This is a genomic window from Flavobacterium sp. MEB061 (assembly GCF_000834715.1).
Taxonomy (GTDB): domain Bacteria; phylum Bacteroidota; class Bacteroidia; order Flavobacteriales; family Flavobacteriaceae; genus Flavobacterium; species Flavobacterium pectinovorum.
In genome coordinates this window covers 70576-90816 of record NZ_JXQR01000002.1, presented here as the reverse complement: position 1 = coordinate 90816, position 20241 = coordinate 70576, and the positions used below count along the sequence as shown (strand labels likewise).

21 protein-coding genes are annotated in these 20241 nt (G+C 31.4%); 7 read left to right on the top strand and 14 right to left on the bottom strand.

Features of this window, described 5'->3' with window-relative positions; all coding sequences use genetic code 11:
• Nucleotides 1-2121 carry a cation:proton antiporter gene (locus RT99_RS00460; protein WP_042562749.1) on the top strand — a complete coding sequence of 707 codons (2121 nt, stop codon included), beginning with the start codon at nucleotides 1-3 and terminating at the stop codon, nucleotides 2119-2121.
• The gene (locus RT99_RS25880; protein ID WP_082036897.1) at nucleotides 2075-2395 is read left to right on the top strand and encodes a DDE-type integrase/transposase/recombinase; all 321 of its coding nucleotides are present in this window, start codon (nucleotides 2075-2077) and stop codon (nucleotides 2393-2395) included. Before RT99_RS00460 ends, RT99_RS25880 begins: the two co-directional genes overlap by 47 nt.
• 195 nt (nucleotides 2396-2590) lie before the next feature.
• Here RT99_RS25880 and RT99_RS25200 read toward each other — a convergent pair whose 3' ends face one another.
• The 11 genes from RT99_RS25200 to ribA all read right to left on the bottom strand — a co-directional run bounded on the left by RT99_RS25200 (nucleotide 2591) and on the right by ribA (nucleotide 12381).
• Nucleotides 2591-4285: a hypothetical protein gene (locus tag RT99_RS25200; RefSeq protein WP_131494888.1), complete on the bottom strand. Its 1695-nt coding sequence runs from the start codon at nucleotides 4283-4285 to the stop codon at nucleotides 2591-2593.
• An 86-nt stretch (nucleotides 4286-4371) separates the two neighbouring features.
• Nucleotides 4372-4746 carry a 6-carboxytetrahydropterin synthase gene (locus RT99_RS00450; protein ID WP_042562747.1) on the bottom strand — a complete coding sequence of 125 codons (375 nt, stop codon included), beginning with the start codon at nucleotides 4744-4746 and terminating at the stop codon, nucleotides 4372-4374.
• A 15-nt stretch (nucleotides 4747-4761) separates the two neighbouring features.
• Nucleotides 4762-5712: a hypothetical protein gene (locus tag RT99_RS00445; protein WP_042562746.1), complete on the bottom strand. Its 951-nt coding sequence runs from the start codon at nucleotides 5710-5712 to the stop codon at nucleotides 4762-4764.
• A 2-nt stretch (nucleotides 5713-5714) separates the two neighbouring features.
• On the bottom strand, nucleotides 5715-6608 hold the full coding sequence (locus tag RT99_RS00440; RefSeq protein WP_042562745.1) for a RibD family protein: 894 nt from the start codon (nucleotides 6606-6608) through the stop codon (nucleotides 5715-5717).
• Entirely contained in the window at nucleotides 6605-8011 is a 1407-nt protein-coding gene (locus tag RT99_RS00435) for an oligosaccharide flippase family protein (RefSeq protein WP_042562744.1), read from the bottom strand. Before RT99_RS00435 ends, RT99_RS00440 begins: the two co-directional genes overlap by 4 nt.
• Nucleotides 8008-8640, bottom strand: a complete 633-nt coding sequence (locus tag RT99_RS00430) for a class I SAM-dependent methyltransferase (protein ID WP_165587171.1) — start codon at nucleotides 8638-8640, stop codon at nucleotides 8008-8010. The genes RT99_RS00435 and RT99_RS00430 overlap by 4 nt, the downstream gene beginning before the upstream one ends.
• 136 nt (nucleotides 8641-8776) lie before the next feature.
• Nucleotides 8777-9472: a class I SAM-dependent methyltransferase gene (locus tag RT99_RS24535; protein WP_165587170.1), complete on the bottom strand. Its 696-nt coding sequence runs from the start codon at nucleotides 9470-9472 to the stop codon at nucleotides 8777-8779.
• A gap of 9 nt (nucleotides 9473-9481) precedes the next feature.
• A complete protein-coding gene (locus RT99_RS00420) occupies nucleotides 9482-10108 on the bottom strand; it encodes an isoprenylcysteine carboxylmethyltransferase family protein (RefSeq protein WP_042562742.1) in 627 nt (208 codons plus the stop codon).
• Nucleotides 10105-11079 (bottom strand): glycosyltransferase family 4 protein, encoded by a 975-nt coding sequence (locus tag RT99_RS00415; RefSeq protein ID WP_042562741.1) that lies wholly within the window; start codon nucleotides 11077-11079, stop codon nucleotides 10105-10107. Before RT99_RS00415 ends, RT99_RS00420 begins: the two co-directional genes overlap by 4 nt.
• The gene (locus tag RT99_RS24530; protein ID WP_131494887.1) at nucleotides 11076-11750 is read right to left on the bottom strand and encodes a CDP-alcohol phosphatidyltransferase family protein; all 675 of its coding nucleotides are present in this window, start codon (nucleotides 11748-11750) and stop codon (nucleotides 11076-11078) included. Before RT99_RS24530 ends, RT99_RS00415 begins: the two co-directional genes overlap by 4 nt.
• A gap of 28 nt (nucleotides 11751-11778) precedes the next feature.
• On the bottom strand, nucleotides 11779-12381 hold the full coding sequence (ribA, locus tag RT99_RS00405; protein ID WP_052483452.1) for a GTP cyclohydrolase II: 603 nt from the start codon (nucleotides 12379-12381) through the stop codon (nucleotides 11779-11781).
• Between the two features lie 131 nt (nucleotides 12382-12512).
• On the opposite strand from ribA, the gene RT99_RS00400 reads away from it, so the two are divergent.
• Nucleotides 12513-12977 (top strand): DDE-type integrase/transposase/recombinase, encoded by a 465-nt coding sequence (locus RT99_RS00400; protein WP_052483450.1) that lies wholly within the window; start codon nucleotides 12513-12515, stop codon nucleotides 12975-12977.
• Nucleotides 12978-13236: 259 nt separating this feature from the next.
• Here the strand turns inward: RT99_RS00400 and RT99_RS00395 are convergent, their stop codons facing one another.
• On the bottom strand, nucleotides 13237-14202 hold the full coding sequence (locus RT99_RS00395) for an alpha/beta fold hydrolase (RefSeq protein WP_082036894.1): 966 nt from the start codon (nucleotides 14200-14202) through the stop codon (nucleotides 13237-13239).
• Nucleotides 14203-14291: 89 nt separating this feature from the next.
• Between RT99_RS00395 and RT99_RS00390 the strand changes: the two genes are divergently transcribed.
• Both RT99_RS00390 and RT99_RS00385 read left to right on the top strand, forming a co-directional pair.
• On the top strand, nucleotides 14292-15152 hold the full coding sequence (locus RT99_RS00390) for a LysR family transcriptional regulator (protein WP_042562740.1): 861 nt from the start codon (nucleotides 14292-14294) through the stop codon (nucleotides 15150-15152).
• 768 nt (nucleotides 15153-15920) lie between these two features.
• A complete protein-coding gene (locus tag RT99_RS00385) occupies nucleotides 15921-16898 on the top strand; it encodes an AraC family transcriptional regulator (protein ID WP_082036893.1) in 978 nt (325 codons plus the stop codon).
• 25 nt (nucleotides 16899-16923) lie between these two features.
• On the opposite strand, the gene RT99_RS24525 is transcribed toward RT99_RS00385, so the two are convergent.
• On the bottom strand, nucleotides 16924-17889 hold the full coding sequence (locus tag RT99_RS24525) for an AraC family transcriptional regulator (protein ID WP_052483448.1): 966 nt from the start codon (nucleotides 17887-17889) through the stop codon (nucleotides 16924-16926).
• Nucleotides 17890-17921: 32 nt separating this feature from the next.
• Nucleotides 17922-18902, bottom strand: coding sequence for an AraC family transcriptional regulator (locus RT99_RS00375; RefSeq protein WP_131494886.1), 981 nt, complete (start codon nucleotides 18900-18902; stop codon nucleotides 17922-17924).
• Nucleotides 18903-19478: 576 nt separating this feature from the next.
• Between RT99_RS00375 and RT99_RS00370 the strand changes: the two genes are divergently transcribed.
• Entirely contained in the window at nucleotides 19479-19778 is a 300-nt protein-coding gene (locus tag RT99_RS00370) for a hypothetical protein (RefSeq protein WP_042562737.1), read from the top strand.
• A gap of 37 nt (nucleotides 19779-19815) precedes the next feature.
• Complete coding sequence (locus RT99_RS00365) at nucleotides 19816-20226, top strand: hypothetical protein (protein ID WP_042562736.1); 411 nt, start codon at nucleotides 19816-19818, stop codon at nucleotides 20224-20226.
• Nucleotides 20227-20241 lie beyond the last annotated feature (15 nt).

The following is a 20241-nucleotide window of genomic DNA, read 5'->3' as shown; positions in this document are numbered from 1 at the left end:
ATGTTATTAAGTATACAACACGTCAGTCTTCCTATTGAAGATCCAGTGCTAAAATTCCTTATCGAACTCATTATTATTTTATGTATTCCGCTTTTACTGAATAAAATAAAAGTGCCGCATCTGCTTGGCCTCATTATAGCTGGTGCCGTTATAGGTCCAAATGGATTTAACGTTCTTGCCAGAGACAGCAGCGTAGTGGTAACAGGTACTACAGGACTGCTGTATATAATGTTTCTGGCAGGACTGGAAATAGACATGGGTGACTTTAAAAAAAATAAATGGAAGAGTATCACTTTTTCGCTGTATACCTTTATTGTGCCATTTGCCCTGGGACTTATAGGCGGATATTATGTACTTCATTTTTCGCTCTTAACCTCGGTATTGTTTGCCAGTCTTTTTTCGTCACACACTCTTATTGTATATCCAATGGTGAGTAAACTCGGAATAGCAAAAAAGCTGGCAGTAAATGTTACGGTAGGCGGAACAATGATTACAGATGTACTTTCACTAGTAGTATTAGCTGTTGTAGTAGGTATGTCACAGGGAGAAGTAGGTACTTCATTTTGGGTTACATTATCTGCTTCCATGCTGGTATTTGCTTTAGTAGTTTTACTTCTTTTCCCCATCATAGCACGCTGGTTTTTTAAGAATGTAGAAGATAAGATTTCGCAGTATATTTTTGTAATTGTAATGATATACCTTGCAGCCTTACTGGCAGAATTGGCAGGAATAGAAGCCATTATCGGAGCATTTTTTGCTGGTCTTGCTCTAAACAGACTTATACCTCACACTTCATCACTTATGAACAGGGTAGAATTCGTGGGCAATGCTATTTTTATTCCTTTTTTCCTGATCAGTGTTGGTATGCTGATTGATTTTAACGCTTTTATCCAGAGCTGGGAAACACTGGGGGTAGCCTCAATTATGCTTATTGCTTCAATAGGAGGAAAATACGCAGCAGCTATCTTAACTAAAAAGACATTTAATTTTACAGATGATGAAGGCAGGCTTATTTTTGGAATGAGCGCCGCCTCTGCAGCAGCGACACTTGCATCTGTAATGGTAGGATATAATATTATTTTATCTGAAAATGAAGCAGGCGAGCCTGTGAGGCTTTTAAACGAACATGTGCTTAATGGCAGTATTCTACTTATCCTGGTTTCCTGTACTATTTCATCCTTTGTATCAATGGCAAGTGCCCAGAGGATTGCCGATGCTGATAAAGAAGAAACTGCGGCGGGTACAGGTGATGAAGAAGAAAAGATCCTGCTGGCTGTAAATCATGAGCATACTGTTGAGAAAATGGTTAATCTGGGACTTCTTATAAAAAATAAAAGTAATAAAGACAAGATTTTCGCACTTAATGTGATTAATGAAGAAAAAAGTGAGTCGTCTTCAAAAAATGCAGAAAAACTCCTGGGTGAAGCTGTAAATATGGGCGCAGCTGCGGATGTTAAAATAAATCCGATAACACGACATGACAATGATGTAATTGCGGGTGTTAATAATGTCGTAAAAGAACAGAATATTACGGATCTGATCATTGGTCTTGAAGAAGAAAAAGGATTTTCACCCTCTTTTATTTATAATCTTTATAACGGTTACCTGCAAAATAAACATATAAATTTAATTATCTATCATGCGGTCCAGCCAGTGTCAACTATTAAAAAATATGTTGTTCTTATTCCTGCCGATGCGGAGCGCGAACCAGGTTTTTTCCATTGTTTATTAAGGATTTGGAATATCGGAAAAAACTCGGGTGCTAAAATGAGTTTTTATGCAAACGATAAAACTCTTGATGTATTGAAAAGCATTATTAAAAAGGCAAATATTGAAGCTGTTTTTAATGCTGTAACTTCCTGGCAGGAGGCTGAAAATATGGCAAGCAGTCTTGAAGAAGATGAAGGGCTTATCATTCTAATGGCTGACAGGGGTATGCATTCTTATTTTCCTCAGATGAAAGAAGTGCCTGAAATTTTGAATAAAAAACTCCATAATAACAATTATTTATTAATTTATCCTTTCTCAAAAATTGATAATACGGTTATAGAAAAAAGATCGGTAAGTAATCTTGATGATTTTGCTGATATTGGAAAAATTATTGGCCAAATTTTTAAGTAAGAAAATAGTGGTTCTGTCGCATTTGGTAATAACTTTTATCTTTATAAATTTAAGCTCATCCAAAATGAATACTAACTACAGGCCGATAGTAATTAATATTGATAAAAGCGGTTCTAATACTGCCGCTATCAGAGTCTATAACAAGCGTTCGTTCTCAAATATTAAGATCCGACAGTGTAAATATCTCAATAATATTATTGAACACGATCATCGTTTTATCAAATGGCGTATACAAAACGGATTAGGCTTTAAAAGTTTTGAATCAGCTATATGAAAATTGAGTGGAATTGAAGTTGTGCATATGCTGAGAAAGAATCAAATGGTTAGACTAGGTTGACCATGTTTAAATCATTTTGTAAATTAGCAGTTTAGCTTTTGAATTCCTTAAACATTTGTATTTGATTCTGATAGATGCGACAGAATCAGTGCTTCAGTTAGTATGATATCCAAGATCTAATATTGCATGTCCTTAGACTGAATATTGCTGCAAAAAGAATTCTAGAAATAAGTTTTTTAATTCGTGGTGATGGACGATTGGCGTTTTTTCAATATCGACGATGAGGTTATTTGAAAACTTTTTTTGATGCCATAATGCAATAAAATCTTTGTTTTTTGAAATGATGTGTACAGGCGTTTTAAAAGAATTCTGATCCGTTGTTAGCATCGGTGGCTGATGATCTCCGAAAATGACAAAAATAGTATCTTGCGGTTCGTTTACAATTAAGTTTTCAATGGTCTTTAACTGATATTTAATGGCTTCAAAGTAGTTCTCTTTGTTATTGTTTTTTGGATCTGTTGTTTTGTAATGCTCTAAAGAAGTTGTATTGCAGTCTTCCCATTGATCCAGGATTACGGTGGGGGTATAAAAATCGTAATGGGAATTGAGCGTTTCTACAAAAAAAGCGAGGGGCTTACCCTGATTCTTTTCTTTCATGATTTGAATTGACCGATTGAGAAAGTATTGATCAGGTGCTGACTCTAAAATAAATGAAGGACCAGTATAATTAAGATCTTTGTGGGTAACAACATCTTGTACGTCTGCAAATTCTAAAATTTCTTTCCATGGTACTTTTAAATTTTCAAACCCTCCAATTCCTGAAACCAAAAAGGTGCTGTATTGAAATTTTCTTAATACGGTAAAGATGGATTGTACAGGATACTCATCCCTTAGATGAACTAATTTACGGTAAAGAGAATCTGTTTTTATTTGTATTCCTTTGAGAACTGAAAAAAAAGCCATCCATGAGCCTCCGCCACTTACAGGTGAATTTGATAAAAAAGTTGCAGAGTGCCATTGATCATTTTTAATTGTTTGGTGCAAGGTTTCCAATAATTCAATGTATGGTTGGGTATATGCTTCATTTTCGTATAAAATGGCACCGTAGGATTCAAGGGCTATAAAATAAATGTTAGGACTTTGCTTTAGCGTCTGATCTGCCTTAATTATAAGTTGCGTTTTGTTATACATTTCAGGTATTAATGCTAGCTCACTCTTTGCTTTTTTACTAAAAAAGATATTAGAACTAATTAAAAATGAAAGTGCCTGAATTTCCATGGCTGAAGATTGTTCAAAATCACTCTCTTTCTGCAAATAAATATAGTTTGCATGACGAAAAAAGAAATGCCTCAGAATTATGATTATAATAATACATGCAAATATCTCTAACATAATGGCATTGGTGTTTTGAATTTCTGTCAGCAAAATTGTGTTTAACTCAATTATGAGAACTAGTAAAATTAAAAAGCCACAAATACCTAGCAGTAATTGTTTTTTATAGCCAGCCCATGCGATTTTTACACCCTGGATGATGAGCTGAAAATCAGAATTAATAGCTGGAAAAGTATTATAAATGCCATAAATACTATAATGATAATAAAATACAATTAAGGTAAGTATATAATATATTTGATATGGGACAGCTACATATTGAAAATTAATATAATTTTTGAATATGGACAGCAAGAGTATAATGATTGTGTATTCTAAGTTTACTCGGAATATGTCTTTATTCACTCGCCCTGATAATGTGGCAATTACTGATCGTAAGCTTTTTTCTCTGAGGATTTGTTTTATGGGTAAAAAGGTTGAGGTTTCTTTATTGAAAAAATACAAAGGAACAAATAGCAAAAAATTAAGGAATAAATAAATAGCAACTGCGATCATAAAAGTATATTGTTTAATTGTTTATTAGGCTGCTTGTTCTGGTTAATAATTATAGAGTGTAGTGTTTTTCAAAGCTTTTTACTGTACTAATCCTCATCAAAACCGGCCCATGCATTTGGGTTTTCTTTTATTGAAACGTTTATTTTTCCTTCAAAGTAAGATTTTACGCTTAAACTCACTTCATCATATATGTATCGGGCTATAAACTCTGTGGTAGTGAGTTTGCCTTTAAAAACATCTAAGTCGTCAAAATTTTGATAGTCTAGTTTTGACAATATATCTTTTACCACTTTATGGGCTACACCTATATCTATGACAACATTGTGCTGGTTTATAGTTTTGGTTTTAAATGTTACATCTACAACAAACGTTGCACCATGAACATTTTGTGCCGGTCCAAAAAAAGGATCTTTTAAGGAATGGGCAATCATCATGCTTTCTCTAATTTTTACAAAATACATATCTTTAAGTTTGGTTTAATATTTTACTATAGTTATAAAATCGTTATTAGGTTGATTTTTTCTGATTTGGTCGAAATAAGCCGGCAGCTGGTCAAAAGAAATAATATTTGAGATAAATGACTTATAATCAATAGTTGTAAGCAAATTTTCTACTAATTGTTTTCTAGTTAAAAAGTCGTAAGTTTCTTTTTTCTCGTTTGGTATTGCAGATACTTGTGAACTTATAATTTGTAATCTTTTATAATGAAAATTTCCGCCTAATTGCAACACAACAGGATTGTTTCCATACCAGCTTAACTCAATTATCTTTCCTTCTTCGACTGTATGATCAATACAATATTGCAAGCCTCGTTCGTTCGCTGATACATTAAATGTGATATCATATTCGATATTGTTTGTGCATAAATCAAATCCAAGGTCTTTTAATTTTTCTTTTTTTATTGGGTTTGTTTCATGAACATATACTGTTGCTCCAATATATTTTTTTATTGTTTGTGCCAATAAAATACCTATACTTCCTGTACCACAAACTAAAACCACATCTGTATTTTTTACTTTAGATGTCCAAATAGCATTAATTACCGTTTCCAGGTTAGAAAACTGTGTAGCAACGATAGGGTCTATTTTTTCTGGAGAAAAAAAATAACAATCATAATCATTAACTATAATTTGATTTTGATGTGGATGCATAACATGTACCCAGCTGTTATCTTCTGTTTGACCGACTAATGAATAGCCATATTTTATAGGAAAGTCAAAACTACCTGTCATATAATTGACTTTCATTTTATTATAAAGTTCTAAGGGTATTTCACCTTTCGCAACGAGTTTCTCTGTACCTAAACTTATTGACGAATATCTGGAGCTTAAGTTAACAGCTTGATTTATATCACTAAAATCAATATTTTCAGTTTTTATTTCTGATGTGTTTTTATTGTTATGCCAAAATGCTTTTACTGTCGTCATAATTATAAATTTGAAACTATCATTATCGCATTTCCTATATTGTAATACTTTGGGTTATTTAAACGTATCGCCTCATCCAGATCATGGATTTCTTGAAGTTCAATTCCATTCTTACCTGAACCAAATAGCATTGGAGCAATATGAAATTCTATTCTTGATAACATTTTATCTTCTATAAACCTTCTAATTGTTAAAGGCCCTCCTTCTACAAGAACTGAATGTATGCCTTTTTGTTTCAGAACTTCTAATAATGATTTTGTAGGAATATATCCAAATGTATCATCGATATTTACTATTTCAATATCTTTGTGTAAATTATTGTATGACAGCTTTTTGTTACTAAAAAGATATGTCTTTCCTGGTGTCAAATCTTCAAGCTCTAAAGTTGAGTTTGCAATAATGGCTTTAATAGGACTTTTGCCTTTTACAAGCCGTACGTCCAGCTTGGGTTTATCGATTCTAAATGTATTACCTCCTATAAGTATTGCATCAACCAATGCTCTTATTCGATGGGCATGAATTAAATTTTCTTCATTACCAATCCATTTTGATTTTCTGGATATAGTTGCAATTTTACCGTCAATAGTTTGTGCCAAATGGACACAGGTAAAAGGTGTTTTGGAATGTTTGTTTACTAATATATATCCCAAATACAGGTCTAAAATTTTTTTCAGCTTCCTTGAAACTCCGTTACCGTATAAAACTTTAAAAAAATCATCATTCGCATTGTTAGAATAAAAAGAAATAGCAGCCAGATAGTCTGATAAAACAATATTTGTACTTTTTATGACATTGTAATCATGAGTAATAATTAACATTTCTGTCGATACGTTAATAGTTTGATAGGTTTCTTTTATATTTAATAACAAGTCCCAATAAACGGCTTTAACTTTCATATCAGATTATTTTTAATGGTTGATATTGTTTTTCTTAATTCTTTCTGATATATCATTAGAAATATTAAAATAAAAACGCCAAATTGAAGAATAGCTATTAAAGGTACAAGTGTCGGTTTGTTCAAAAATAACATCATACTATTTAAAAATATAAATAGGGCAATACAAAAATAAATCTTGTGACTGGGAAGCACTTTGGCATGAATGATTTTATAAAAAATATAAACATTCAACAAATTTGAAACCCCTATCGTAATTAATGCGCCATTAATTTTTAACATGGGTATTAAAAAATAAAATAGAATTGTCATCAATACAATTTTACCAACTGTAAAGTAATTAATTTTATTTTCATAACTTAAAATCAGAGCCCAAAAGCGCAACAAAATTAATGGCAAAAATGCGAGTACTATTAAAGGAAAATATAAACTGATACCGTTATATTTAGGATGATTTAAAAACCAATGAATATTTGTACCAAAAGCAGCTAAAAAACTTAATGCTACAAGACCTATTAAAATATAAAAATCTATTTTTTTTTGAATTAACAATTCAAAATCTTCTGATTTTTTAGAAAGTATCTCAAATAGTTCCGGTCGTATAGCATTATCCAAACTGTTAAAAAGCATAAAAACAGCACTTGAGATTCCTAACAAAACTGAATAGCGTGCCAAATCTTCCAGCCTTAAAAACTTCTCTATAAAAAACCTGTCTAATTGATTTTCTAAATTGTATAGAATTAAAAACGGAATAAATGGCAACGAAAACTTAAGAGCTTCTTTGATGATAGATTTTGAAAACTCAATTTTAAAAAGTAATCTGTTGTTAAAAAAAATCATCAAAAACACGAACAAATTAGCACAAAGCGCTGAAAGTAAAAACCATAAAAAATCTAATTTGAATACTTTTATGCATAGCACTTGTAAAATAGGTGTAAGTAATATATTGACAATAAAATAGAAACTATACCTTTTAACTTCTAATTTGTTTTGTAAATAGATGAAATAAAAACCATTCAACATACCTACACACAACGATAGCATCATCACAAACGTATATGGGAAAAATGAAAAGTTGTTTTTAAAAATAAGATGAAATAATTGATCCCCAAACAGATACAAAACAACAATCCAAAAACAAAAAAGAAGAATCTGAAAACTAAACAAATTTCTAAACAGTGCCAACTGTTTAGGCGCATTATTAGATTCATAAAAATAAATATGTCTTAACGCCTGATCCACTTTTAAACTTAAAACTATTGAAATTACAGCAAAAAAAGCATTCGACAATGACAATATTACATACTGATCTGTAGTTAAATATTTTAAAAACACAGGTAATAAAACAAAGCCAATAACTGGAGGCAGAATACCTAAAAAAGTATATATCAATGTATTTTTCAAACTTCCTTTGTTATAATAATTAATTGATACTTCATTACTTTTTCAGCATACATTTTATCAAGCAACAATCCGCCTTTAAAAAGTTTTTTAAATAAAGATTTATTTAACAGCTTAAAAAAAAGAAGTTGCATATTGATTTTAAGCAAAGATTTTTTAGGCATAAAATGCGTTAAATCCTCTGCTTCTAATTTAAATTCCCGGGGTATATTAGAAAAATGTGATAATGCAAATAAAAAATTCAAATTCCAATCTGACATAAAGGCCTTGCCGGTTTTTGTCATTTCATTTTCAAAAAAATCATCTACAATGATTAACTTCCCATTAGTTTTTAAACCGCTCAATAGTGTATTAAATGCATTATCAAAGTCTAAGGCATGTTTAAGTGATTCAACACAAAAAATTAAATCATAACTACAAGATGGCACATCTTCAAAAATACTGACTTCAAAATCAACGTTATCAAAATCATATTTATTTTTATTTCGATTTGCACTTTCTATTTCCAAATCACTCACGCTGATTCCGGAGACTTTTTGAGCTTTGTTTTTGGCAAAAAGCAAACTTCCAAATCCAACGCCACAACCTGCATCCAAAATATATTTATCTTTTATATCAATTTTATAAATCAAATATTCATAAATATCATTAAACTTTTCTCCAAAATTTAACCGTTTATGAATCGGATATTCTTCATCGGGTTTTAATTTAGCTTCAATTTGAAAAAGAGCATTGTATAATTGTGTTATGTCGGTTCGTGTATTCAAGCTAATTTTTCTTTAATATGAAAATAAACTCATTGGCATATTTTAATGGTGTAAATTTGTTTTGTTTGTTTTTGTAACCATCAAATTTACCAAAAGTCAAAATCTGTAATATTCTCATTATCGGCCATTGATCCGAAATACAGTTTATAATTTCAAGATGTTGTTGTTCAAAAAGAGTTTTCCATTGCTGATAATTTTTTGCGTCCTGATGTCCTTTTTTATTAACCGCAAAAAAAAGTTTTTTAGTAAATATCCAGCGCCAGGAGTTCGAATTTCTTACCATAAAACAAATCCTGGCATCAGCAGTTGTTACTCTTTTAATATCTTGCAGTACTTTATCTTTATCGAGCATCCTTTCTAAAGAGCCCAAGCATGTAACGAAATCAAACATGTTATCATTAAAAGGCAATGCTTCGGCATTAGCTTCCAGAATTTCAGCTTTTGGCAATTTCAGCTTCGCTTTTTCTACTGCTACGCTGGAAATATCAATGCCACAACACTCAGCATTATAATCTAACCCTACTTCTAACATTCTACCCAACCCGCAGGCAACGTCGAGTACCTTTGTATTAGGCTTAATCTGAAGTAGTTCTGCAAAAATATAATATGCTTCTTTCGGTCTAAGATACATTTCTCCTCGTGCCAAATAGGTTTTATCAAACCATGCCTTAATTGTCTGTTGTTGATTTTCGATCATTTTTCCCATTTAAAATAATAAAAAACGTTTTGTGTTAGTAGTATAATCTAAGTAAACATCTCCAAATAATTCTTTCAGAAACTCTTCTTCAATTTTTACCCTAAACCGCATATAATAAAAATATAATAGTAACCCTATCCATATTAAAAGACTTGGAAACAGAATACCGAATCCAATAAAAAATAAAAACATACCATCCAGACCGGGGTTTCTGGAAAAACTAAAAATACCATTAGTGTAAAGTTTGAAACTATTCTGTGTTTGTTTATTTTTTCTGCGCATAAACAACATAGATCCAAATGTAATTATCCTTCCCGCTATCACACACAAAATCCCAATCGCAACCAACCAATTATTAGCTCTAAAAACTAACAATTTACTACTGTGAATACCCGGAAAAAAATATAAAAACGGTAATAAAAAATACATATTTATTAAAAAGAACGGAACGGCTAAAATTAGGATCTTCTTCCACATGGGCCAACCGTATATTTTAGAAATATATGTACTCTTATCAATCATATAGTTATTATTTTTCTGAAAAAAATTTTGCGTATTTGCAACGCTTGGAACATGAAAAAAAATCAATTCAATCAGTAAGGTTAAGTACCCAAACACAAATGCAAAAACAATCATAAATTCTCAATTTTACTTAACAACAACTCAAAATTAGTTCCCCAACTTTGTATATCTATCCGCTTCACTGATTCTACCAATTGCAAATATCTGGCAGATGAATTTAAAACATATTCTACAACAGCCGTCATTTCATCTACATCAAAAGAATCCAAAATACCCTGTATTCCAATAGATTGATATTGCTTATAATTACCCGTAGGTGTAATGATACAAGGCAAATGTGCACACAGTGCTTCCATAACACCCATACCAAAACTTTCATAATCCGAAAAATGCAGCATTAAATCATATTCCAAAAGCAATCCATTTATGCGCTCATGTGGTATCGTATCTTTAAAAGCAATATTATGTAAGCTATACCGTTTAGTTACGCTTAAAAGTTTCAGAAAATAAGGCTCCGAAAGTATCTCTCCATAACAATCCACCTTAAAATTCAAATGTTTCAGCCTTTTCAATACTTCTAAAAGTTTAATATGCCCTTTACCTTCAATAAAATTGGCCAAATAAACTATTTTTATCGGGTGCTGTTCAAAATAAACTTTTGTATTCCAACCACTATCAATACCAGGTTCTACCAAATATTTTTTTGCCGCAACAGGCAGAATAACATCATCTATATAGTCTAACGAAACTGAACCTGTGACAAAAACCACAAACGCCTCACAAATCAATTTTTCAACCGTTAATAATCTGTTTTTATTTACATCCAACTTATTTAAAGATGGCCAAAGATGAATCAAAAAACAAACTTTATAGTGCTTCAGGCTATTCACATTCAACTTTTCATGAATGAGTATGCTATCAATTATGTAAGTAGCACCATGATTAAAATCATATGAATTAATATCTTCTGCAACCTCAATAGCTACTTGTTGGTGTTTTGTTTTCAAAAAATCAACAAGTTTTGTATTATAAACTGTTCCACCACTAATCTTATGGCAAATATCAGATGTCAGTATTATAATCAAGAGCTTCTTATTTTAAAAAAGTCTATAAAAGATATTGCAAACGAAAACAGAACCAGCCCATTACCAATCGCAATACTATATTTTCCTAATGAAAAATCCATATAAAAAAACAATACCAAACTAACAAAATAACAACCTGCAAAAAAACGGGCATACTTTTGTTTCGTCTCTGCGAAAGTGTTTTTATTCCATACAGTCGTAACAATTTTATATAGATATCGCATAGATCCTGCAAGTAAAACCCATTGCATTTCTGAAGATTCAAACCCAATTAATAACGAAAACATCAAACAGAAAAAAGCATCTGCTTCCATATCAAGCTGTCCGCCAAAATGTGTAATCTGATCAAGTCTTCTCGCCAAAAAACCATCAACACCATCCAACATCACAAACACAGTACCCAAAACAGCTACATTAAAACGATTATGCATAATAAACGGTGCCATAAAAAGCAATATCAATCGAAGTAACGTCACTACATTTGGCACACCACCCCAAGATTTCTTTTCCGTAAATCCAGACCAATTTTTAATCAGGAAAATTAAAAAAAACAAAACACCGGCTATAGGACAAAAAAACAATGTACCTCTGGCAACATCAACTATCAATCCGATCATAATTATAATCGAATGATAAAACAGCCAATCAACCGTCCATTCTTTTCTTTTCATATTATCAGAATATACATGCTCCAAATAACTATTCAACCGGATCCAAGTTTAGTAAATGTTTGAAAAAATCTTTTTTTGTTCGCAAGTAACCTTCACTTTCTTTTGTCGACTCAATCTCAATTGGTACGCAATCCACCAAAACCACATTGGAATCCTCAAAAGCCTTCATTTTTTCAGGGTTATTCGTCAAAAGCACAATCGATTTTACACCCAAATCTTCTATAATAGTTATTGCATCATCAAAAGACCTTCCATCTGGTGCCAATCCAAGTGCAACATTAGCCTCCACCGTATCCTTACCTTCCTCCTGAAGTTTATATGCTTTAAGTTTATTTATAATTCCAATATTACGCCCTTCCTGACGCAAATAAATCAAAATACCTCCATGGGTTTGAAAATATTCCATTGCAACATGCAGCTGCTTTCCACATTCACATTTTAAAGAATGAAAAATATCTCCCGTCAGACATTCCGAATGCAAACGCACTGCGACCGGTTTTTCGAAATCAGTCTTTTCATGCACTAAAACAATATGTGGCATCCAATCATCTGCATCCTCAGAATATGCCATAATCTTAAAAATTCCCCAATCCGTTGGAAGCTGCGCCTCAACTTGATTCCTTAAAGCCATAAGCCAACAATTAATTTTTTATTTAAAACCAAAAGGTTTAAATAATGAAAGTATATAATTCAATAAAACAATTTACTTTTCTTTTACCCTACCTAAATCTTTAAAAAAAAATACTTTTGCAGAGTCCAAAAATGAAATATATAAGTGCTAATGTCAAACATGAACCAATCAAGTACTTGTGGCGAAGTAGTTTATATCGAGCTGTAGATAAAGTAGGAAATACGGTAGATTTTCTTTTGACCAGAAAAAGACAGAGAATGAGTGCACAGTCATTTCTAATTAAAGCAATTAGTAATAACTACAGGCCGATAGTAATTAATATTGATAAAAGCGGTTCTAATACTGCCGCTATCAGAGTCTATAACAAGCGTTCGTTCTCAAATATTAAGATCCGACAGTGTAAATATCTCAATAATATTATTGAACACGATCATCGTTTTATCAAATGGCGTATACAAAACGGATTAGGCTTTAAAAGTTTTGAATCAGCTATACGAACATTGAGTGGAATTGAAGTTGTGCATATGCTGAGAAAGAATCAAATGGTTAGACTAGGGTTGAGCATATTTAAATCATTTTGTAAATTAGCAGTTTAACTTTTGAATTCCTTAAATATTTGTATTTGATTCTGATAGATGCGACAGAACCATACTCTGATTCTTTTAATTATTTGAAAAGCAAAAATATAGTTTTATAGTAAATAACAGAAAAATATCAACCCTTTTAAATCGCATAAAAGCGAGTTGGAAGAAAAATGCAAATTAATTTTTTGTAAAAAAAAAATATCAGGTCCACTTTTATTTAAAAAAATAGCGGTCTTTTATAACCGCTATTTTAAATATATTATATTCCTAATTATTTAGGAAGTTTGGCAAGAAATAACAATATATCAGTTCCGATTTCTTTATAATGAGTTTCCAGGGCAAAATGACCCGTTTTATAGAACTTTACAGTAGTATTTGGATTGTCACGTTTGTATGCTTCTGCTCCTGCGGGAAGAAAATAAGGGTCCTGACTGCCCCAAACAGCTAACATCATAGGTTTTTTATCTCTAAAATAAGCTTGGAATTTAGGATATAAAGCAACATTGGTTCTGTAATCTTTTAGCAGGTCAAGCTGTATCTCGATGTTTCCAGGGCGATCCAGAAAATGCTGATCCAATGTGTATGTTTCAGGCGCGATAAGAGCAACATCCGAAGCGCCTTCGTGATACTGATACCATGTTGATTCTTTAGAAACAAAATCCTTAAGCGCGTCTCTGTTAGCCAGCGAAGGATCTTTCCAGTATTTCTGAATAGGATTCCAACCATTGCTTAATCCTTCTTCGTAAGCATTGCCATTTTGTGATATGATACCAGTTATCTTTTCCGGATTAGCAAGAACAAGTCTGTATCCGGTTGGCGCACCATAATCGAATACATAAATGGCAAAACGTTTTAAACCAAGCTTATCGATAAATCCCTGCATAGTGTTGGCAAGATTATCAAAAGTATATTGAAAACTAAGATGATCCGGTGCATCTGAATAGCCAAAACCAGGCAGGTCTGGAGCTATTATATGATATTTTTTGCTTAAAATAGGAATAAGATTTCTAAACATATGAGATGATGTAGGGTAACCATGCAGTAATAATAAAGTTGGAGCATCTTTAGGTCCTGCTTCACGATAGAATATCTTTAGTCCGTTGACTTCCGTGTTATTGTAATGAATTTCAGTGTTTTCTTTTGTAGTTAAAGAGTTTTTAACTTGTGCATTTACAGCTGTTTGTGGTAGCATAATTATAGCTAGAATTAGAGTTAAGGATTTAATTGTGTTTTTCATGTTTTCAATTGTTTAAGACAAAAATACAGTCTATATTTGATACCTGAAAACGATTTATAATGATCTAATCAATCACTAAAAGTGATACTATGAATAGTAATGACCTGAAAATATTTGAAGCCGCAGCAACACTCGGAAGTTTTACAAAAGCTGCAGAAGCAACCTTTACGGTACAATCAAACGTAACGGCTCGCATAAAAAATCTCGAAGATGAATTTGGAGCCGAACTGTTTAGAAGAGTAGCCAGAAAAGTGGTTCTAACTGAAGCAGGGGAAACACTTTTGCAATATGCTAAAAAAATAGGACGATTATTGGATGATGCCAGAAGTGATATACAGAGTGCAGACAAAATAGGAGGGACAATACGCATAGGGTGTATTGAGACCACTATGGCTTTTAAAGTGCCAGAAATCATCAAAGGTTTTGCAGAACTTTATCCTAATGTAGAGCTTGAATTTTATTCTTCAATGTTATCAGCATTGATAAACGATGTAATCAGTTATAAACTTGATGCTGCTTTTGTTGCAGCACCCATAAATATTCCGGGTTTACAGCAGCTTATTGTTCGTGATGAACAACTTGTAATAATTGCAGGTGGTGATGTGGATAAGCTTTCGGTAGTATTGAAACAAGAACCTTTAAAAATAGTAGTTTTTGAGCAAGGTTGTTTTTTCAGGGCGCGACTTGAAACCTGGCTCGGTTCAAAAGGAATCCTCCGTTATAAAAGTACCGTAATCAATTCGATAGAAGGCATTATTAATTTTGTGGAGGCAGGTCTTGGTATTAGTATACTTCCTGCAGAAGTGGTAAATCAGTATTACAGCAACAGAAATATAAAAACTTTTCCTTTAACTAAAGAACTTGCCACGATGACCACAGTGATAATTTACAGAAATGATGAAGAACCTTCAAAGGCTTTAAATGTATTTTTAGATCAGTATCGGAATTAAAGCTTCTGTTCGCATTTAAACCTAAGTTTTATCTTTACCTTTTTTAATTACTTAAATTCTTATTTGATTCTGATAGATACGAAAGTACTCATAATAATATTTATAATTAATACTACGAAAAATCCAATATATTTTGAGGCAATAAGGGAGGATTAAGATTAAAAATCTGTTAATAGGAAGTGATATAAAGTTTCGAACCTAATCTTCCCAGAACTCTATTTTCAAAAACTCCATGTGCCACAATTCTGCCACAAAACTTTTGAGTGTTTTTATAAAGAATAAAAACTGCCTTAAATGCAAAAAACCTGCGAATCCTAGGATTTGCAGGTTTTACCACGTTTTTTATGGATTTTTGAAAAGATTGAAAAAGTTGCCTTTATTTCTTTTACCCTTTTGGTGGGGAGAGCAGGATTCGAACCTTAAGCTTGAAACCCGCGTATTTCCTGCTTTTTTATTTTTTAAAGGCCTGTGTTGCCACGATGTTGCCACGAACTCAAAACACTGATTTTTAAATTTAATTAAGAGATTTTTGTAGTTCAACTCATTAAAAATAAATGTATAATTCTTTTTTTATAAATAAAATTAACTAAAAAAAAATAAAAACTATTCAAAATGCTGGATAATTTATTTTATAAGAGAAGATCATTTTGATATCTTATTGAAAGAATATTAAACAAATGGGCCGAATGTAATTATAAAAATTGTACCTATTTTTACTAAATTTGTTTGAATAACCAATGCAATAATTACGAATTTAAGTGATCTGAAATGAAACCAGAACTAACGTCCTTAAAGAAGTTTAGAGATATATTGGCTTTTATGAATCTTCCTGTCTTTTCTTATATTGACAGTGATGATTTTGCCATTATAAAACTACATGATATGGGATTAAAAATGCCGTATCTTACTCCAATCTTTAGACCGGATTATTATACTTTAACCATAATACAAGGAGGCAAAGGTACTTTTGTTGTAGGCGATCATATTTATGAACTGGGTCCTCAACATGTTTTTATGAAACAGCCAGATGTTTATTTTTCGAGTGGCTGGACAGAATCTCCCGTTGGATATAGTATTTCATTTACAAGTTGTTTCTTTGAGAAATATTTTCCTCATGGTATTGATGATATTCCTTTTAAGAACAATATAAATGCATTTAATTATTTTCTGGATCAAAAGCATTTCAGCAAATTTGAGGAAATATGCGAGCAAATCTACTGCGAAGCTATTTCTGTTTCAAATTGCAAATATGAGATGATTTCTAATCTGCTTATTAATATTTTGTTACTGATACAACAACATCAGAATACTATTAAATTGGAAATTCAGGACGAAAAAAACGCCGCCATTGTCACATCATTTTTAAAAAATATAGATCAGAATTTCAACATGCTGATTTCTGGCGAAAGTACGGCCATACTTAGAACCAAAGAACATGCTAAATTGCTAAGTCTTACTGAAACTTATCTTTCTAAAGTGGTTAGTAAAACTTCAGGCAAAACAATTAATCAATGGATTAACGACAGGCTTATTGATGAAATCAATTATTTGCTAAAAAATACCGATAAACCAATTCCTGAAATTTCAGAAATGTTTGCTTTTAGCGACCCTAAATATTTTTATACATTTTTTAAAAAGAATACTAACACTACTCCAAGTTCAGTAAGAAAAAATTTTAATGCATCTCATTCTGATCGTGTTCACGTATATCGTGGTAATGTTGTAAACATACGACCAACCTGGTAATTTTCAGAAGTTTTAGAACATATTTTTAATCAAGACTTTTTTTGCGATAATTGATTGGCGACAAACCGGTGTGTTTTTTAAAAAAAATACTGAAGTAAGACAAATAGGAGAATCCCAGGATGAAAGCAATCTCTTTTAATGATAATCTGGGATCTTCGATAAGAATTTTTGCTGCGCTCAGGGTTTTTTCCGCTATCAGTTGTCCGCCAGTTTTCCCGGTTTTTTCCTTTAAAACACTAGAGAGATAATTTTCATGAAGTTGCTGCATTTCAGCATAATCTTTTATGTACAACGTTCTTTGTACTTTGCCTTTTAACAATTGGTCATAATGATATTCAAGATTTTGAAAAAAATCGGTTACAATATCCGGATTTTTCGTTTCCGAATTATGAATCATATAACCTTCCCAATATTCTTGTTTTATTTTTAGCAAAAAACGGGTTAATAAATTTGCGCAAATATGGTTTTTCAAAGGAGAATCATTAATAAGTTCATCAACAATCAGCAAAACAATTTTTTTCAATTCCTGTTGAAATGCTTCGGAGGTTTTTAATGGAATTTGTCTTTCAAAAAGTAAAAACGGAAATGTTTTATAAATAGATACACCGGCATATTTCGAGATAAAATTCTCAGTAAAAAGTATTCCGTAAGACTCATTCATAACATCCCAGGTTAACTGCTGAAGTTCGCCCGGTTTATTGACAAATAACATTCCCGGTTTGATATTAAACGGAAGCTTATCAACTATAATTTTTCCGTAAGCATCCAGAACAAAGCCTACTGAGAAAAATGTAGTGTAAAATGGAGGTGTTACAAAAGGAAGCTGATCATCAGGATGAAGTACTTTGGAGTTGACAAACGAGAATTCAGCATCTCCTAAATGTCCATGAGACATATCGACACGGTCTAAGTCTACGTTTGACAAATCCTGACCCATTATTTTAACGGTATCAAAGAAATCTGTGAATTTAATTTTTTTACTATTTTCCATTTTAAAAATATTTACAGATAGAAATTTCCTTATTATTTACTAAATGATTGATGTTTTATAAATTGTGGATTATAAACAACAGACTGATTTTTTTCACCGTTGTTAAAGTTTTTCCTCAATGCGCTGGGTGCATTTAAAGTCTGCGTTTTAAAATAACTGCAAAAATAATTTAGATCGTTAAAAGCGAATAATGTGGCAATCTCTTTCATTGATTTATCAGAATGTTTCAGCAGGTATTTAATCTCATCAATAAGTTTTTCATTAATCCATTCATTGATCGTTTTTCCTGTAGAATTGCTTATCACTTTCGAAAGATAATTTTCGTTGATATTCAATAATTTGGAATGTTCTTTCGTTCGCATTAGTAAAGTGTCCTGACCACGTATAAGCTGGCTGAAATTATTTTCCATATTTCGACGAAATGTGCTCACAATTGTGGTATTTTTTTCGCTTTCATTTTTCATTTTTAAGTCTCTTTTTTGATGTAATTGCGTTAAAAATAAAAGATTGAGAATAAGGTTTGCAATAAGTTCGCCTTTATATTCCATTGTTGAAATCCATATATCATAGATCTCATCGCAAGTCTGCTCAAAATATTTCATCCTTTCCTCAGTCAGATCGCAGGAAAATACATTTTCTCCGCCTAACTCAAGAATAGTATCAATTCCCGCAGGAAAATATTGCAGGAGAAAACTTTTCCGAAAACTGATCGTGTATACTTTTTGAATTTTTGTCCAATAGCTGGACATAAATGATTCGGGACGGGAAATTATGATTTTGTTAGAAGTAATTTTAATTTCTTTATTCCCAATATAATAAGTGCCGCATCCGTCTATTATTATGAACAAATTATAAAAATCAGGTCGAAATGTTGGCGACTGCAAAGGTAATTTTATCCCAATTTCATGTAGTTCTATAAAACTAAAATTCTCACTATTGTAAGTGGAAATTGGTAAATTCATAAAATCCAGACATTCAGTAATTTTACTCAAATTGGTTAATACCGGTTTCATCTTAAGTTGCTTATATTTAGTAATTTGGCTTCTGTATATTTTGATTTTATTTTTCAAAATTGCATAAAAATGTAATCATATAAGTCGCAAATCCTGACTAAAAATTATAATATTTAAAGATTTTAACTTTTACGCACTACTTCTTCACTTATAAAAAGCTACACGCATTATTTTGTATCAAATTGATTGTGTAAAATCCTATTATTTACTACGAGGAAATTATATTGGCATTATAAATTAAGGAATCTTTATAATTTATGTAATCATGTCTTATTCTGATAGATACGATAGACTACACTTAATAAAATCTACAATAATATTCCAAATCTTTAATATTTATAATTTTTGATAACTTTTCTACAGAAACTCCGGTTGTGTTTAGAAGTAGTTTTGCTCTAACGAAAACGAAATCTATTGATTATGATTTTTATATCAATTTTTCAAATTAAAAATTATTTGAAACGATAAGAGAAATCTAAGATGCTATCTATCAATCTATTTATCAGAATAAATAAAATATTTACTTAACAATTAGAATCTGTTATAAAATATAGATTCTAAAAAAACGAAAACAAAATGACAAATTACGATACACTAACAGAAGCAATAACTGTAAAACAAGCAGAGGGATATACTTTTGATTTTAATCTTAGTAATTCAACATTAGACTGTAAAAAGTTAAATAGAACATTTGATTCTACTGAATTTAATGTTGACGCATTTTATCGATTTGAAGGAGATTCTAATCCGGATGATTCTTCAATACTTTACGCAATAAGTACAGAATATGGTATAAAAGGATTATTAGTAGATGCTTATGGAGCTTATAGCGATAACTTAAATGCAGCCATGATTCAAAAATTGAAAATGAGATAAATAAAAATATAGTGATTAGAAAAAAAATTATAAAGATATGGGGACAATTAAAAGATTGCAGTCACAAAATAAAATCAAGGGATACTTTGAAAGTATCGCTTTAAACGATAAAACAGAAACAGCATTTTTATCGAATCCTATTGTAACAAATAATGCTGCTTTTAGAAAAGTTATTGAAAATTACGACTATAACTTACACATCCCGGCAGAAGGTCAATATGTTATAAGACTGGATCGCGAAATTGAGGCTTCATCAGGCATAGAAAATGACTTTTTTTCCGGTGGTACATTTCTAATAGGAGAAACAGTTAGAGAAGTACAGAAAACTAAAAAGATAAAAACGCAAGTCAGCCCTTCGTTTTTGATTTATAAAACTTTGAAATCATATGCCATGCCATTTTTAAATTGGAAGCGTTTTTTAAGTGACTCAAGAATATTAGATATATAATATTTCTATTTATAA

Coding starts and splice junctions, on each gene's coding strand:
- RT99_RS00370 (WP_042562737.1), top strand. CDS start 19,479: ATGACAAATTACGATACACTAACAGAAGCAATAACTGTAAAACAAGCA.
- RT99_RS00450 (WP_042562747.1), bottom strand. CDS start 4,746: ATGTATTTTGTAAAAATTAGAGAAAGCATGATGATTGCCCATTCCTTA.
- RT99_RS00385 (WP_082036893.1), top strand. CDS start 15,921: ATGAAACCAGAACTAACGTCCTTAAAGAAGTTTAGAGATATATTGGCT.
- RT99_RS24530 (WP_131494887.1), bottom strand. CDS start 11,750: ATGAAAAGAAAAGAATGGACGGTTGATTGGCTGTTTTATCATTCGATT.
- RT99_RS00445 (WP_042562746.1), bottom strand. CDS start 5,712: ATGACGACAGTAAAAGCATTTTGGCATAACAATAAAAACACATCAGAA.
- RT99_RS00440 (WP_042562745.1), bottom strand. CDS start 6,608: ATGAAAGTTAAAGCCGTTTATTGGGACTTGTTATTAAATATAAAAGAA.
- RT99_RS25880 (WP_082036897.1), top strand. CDS start 2,075: ATGATTTTGCTGATATTGGAAAAATTATTGGCCAAATTTTTAAGTAAG.
- RT99_RS00420 (WP_042562742.1), bottom strand. CDS start 10,108: ATGATTGTTTTTGCATTTGTGTTTGGGTACTTAACCTTACTGATTGAA.
- RT99_RS00375 (WP_131494886.1), bottom strand. CDS start 18,902: ATGAAACCGGTATTAACCAATTTGAGTAAAATTACTGAATGTCTGGAT.
- RT99_RS24535 (WP_165587170.1), bottom strand. CDS start 9,472: ATGATCGAAAATCAACAACAGACAATTAAGGCATGGTTTGATAAAACC.
- RT99_RS00365 (WP_042562736.1), top strand. CDS start 19,816: ATGGGGACAATTAAAAGATTGCAGTCACAAAATAAAATCAAGGGATAC.
- RT99_RS25200 (WP_131494888.1), bottom strand. CDS start 4,285: ATGATCGCAGTTGCTATTTATTTATTCCTTAATTTTTTGCTATTTGTT.
- RT99_RS00395 (WP_082036894.1), bottom strand. CDS start 14,202: ATGAAAAACACAATTAAATCCTTAACTCTAATTCTAGCTATAATTATG.
- RT99_RS00390 (WP_042562740.1), top strand. CDS start 14,292: ATGAATAGTAATGACCTGAAAATATTTGAAGCCGCAGCAACACTCGGA.
- ribA (WP_052483452.1), bottom strand. CDS start 12,381: ATGGCTTTAAGGAATCAAGTTGAGGCGCAGCTTCCAACGGATTGGGGA.
- RT99_RS00400 (WP_052483450.1), top strand. CDS start 12,513: ATGAAATATATAAGTGCTAATGTCAAACATGAACCAATCAAGTACTTG.
- RT99_RS00460 (WP_042562749.1), top strand. CDS start 1: ATGTTATTAAGTATACAACACGTCAGTCTTCCTATTGAAGATCCAGTG.
- RT99_RS24525 (WP_052483448.1), bottom strand. CDS start 17,889: ATGGAAAATAGTAAAAAAATTAAATTCACAGATTTCTTTGATACCGTT.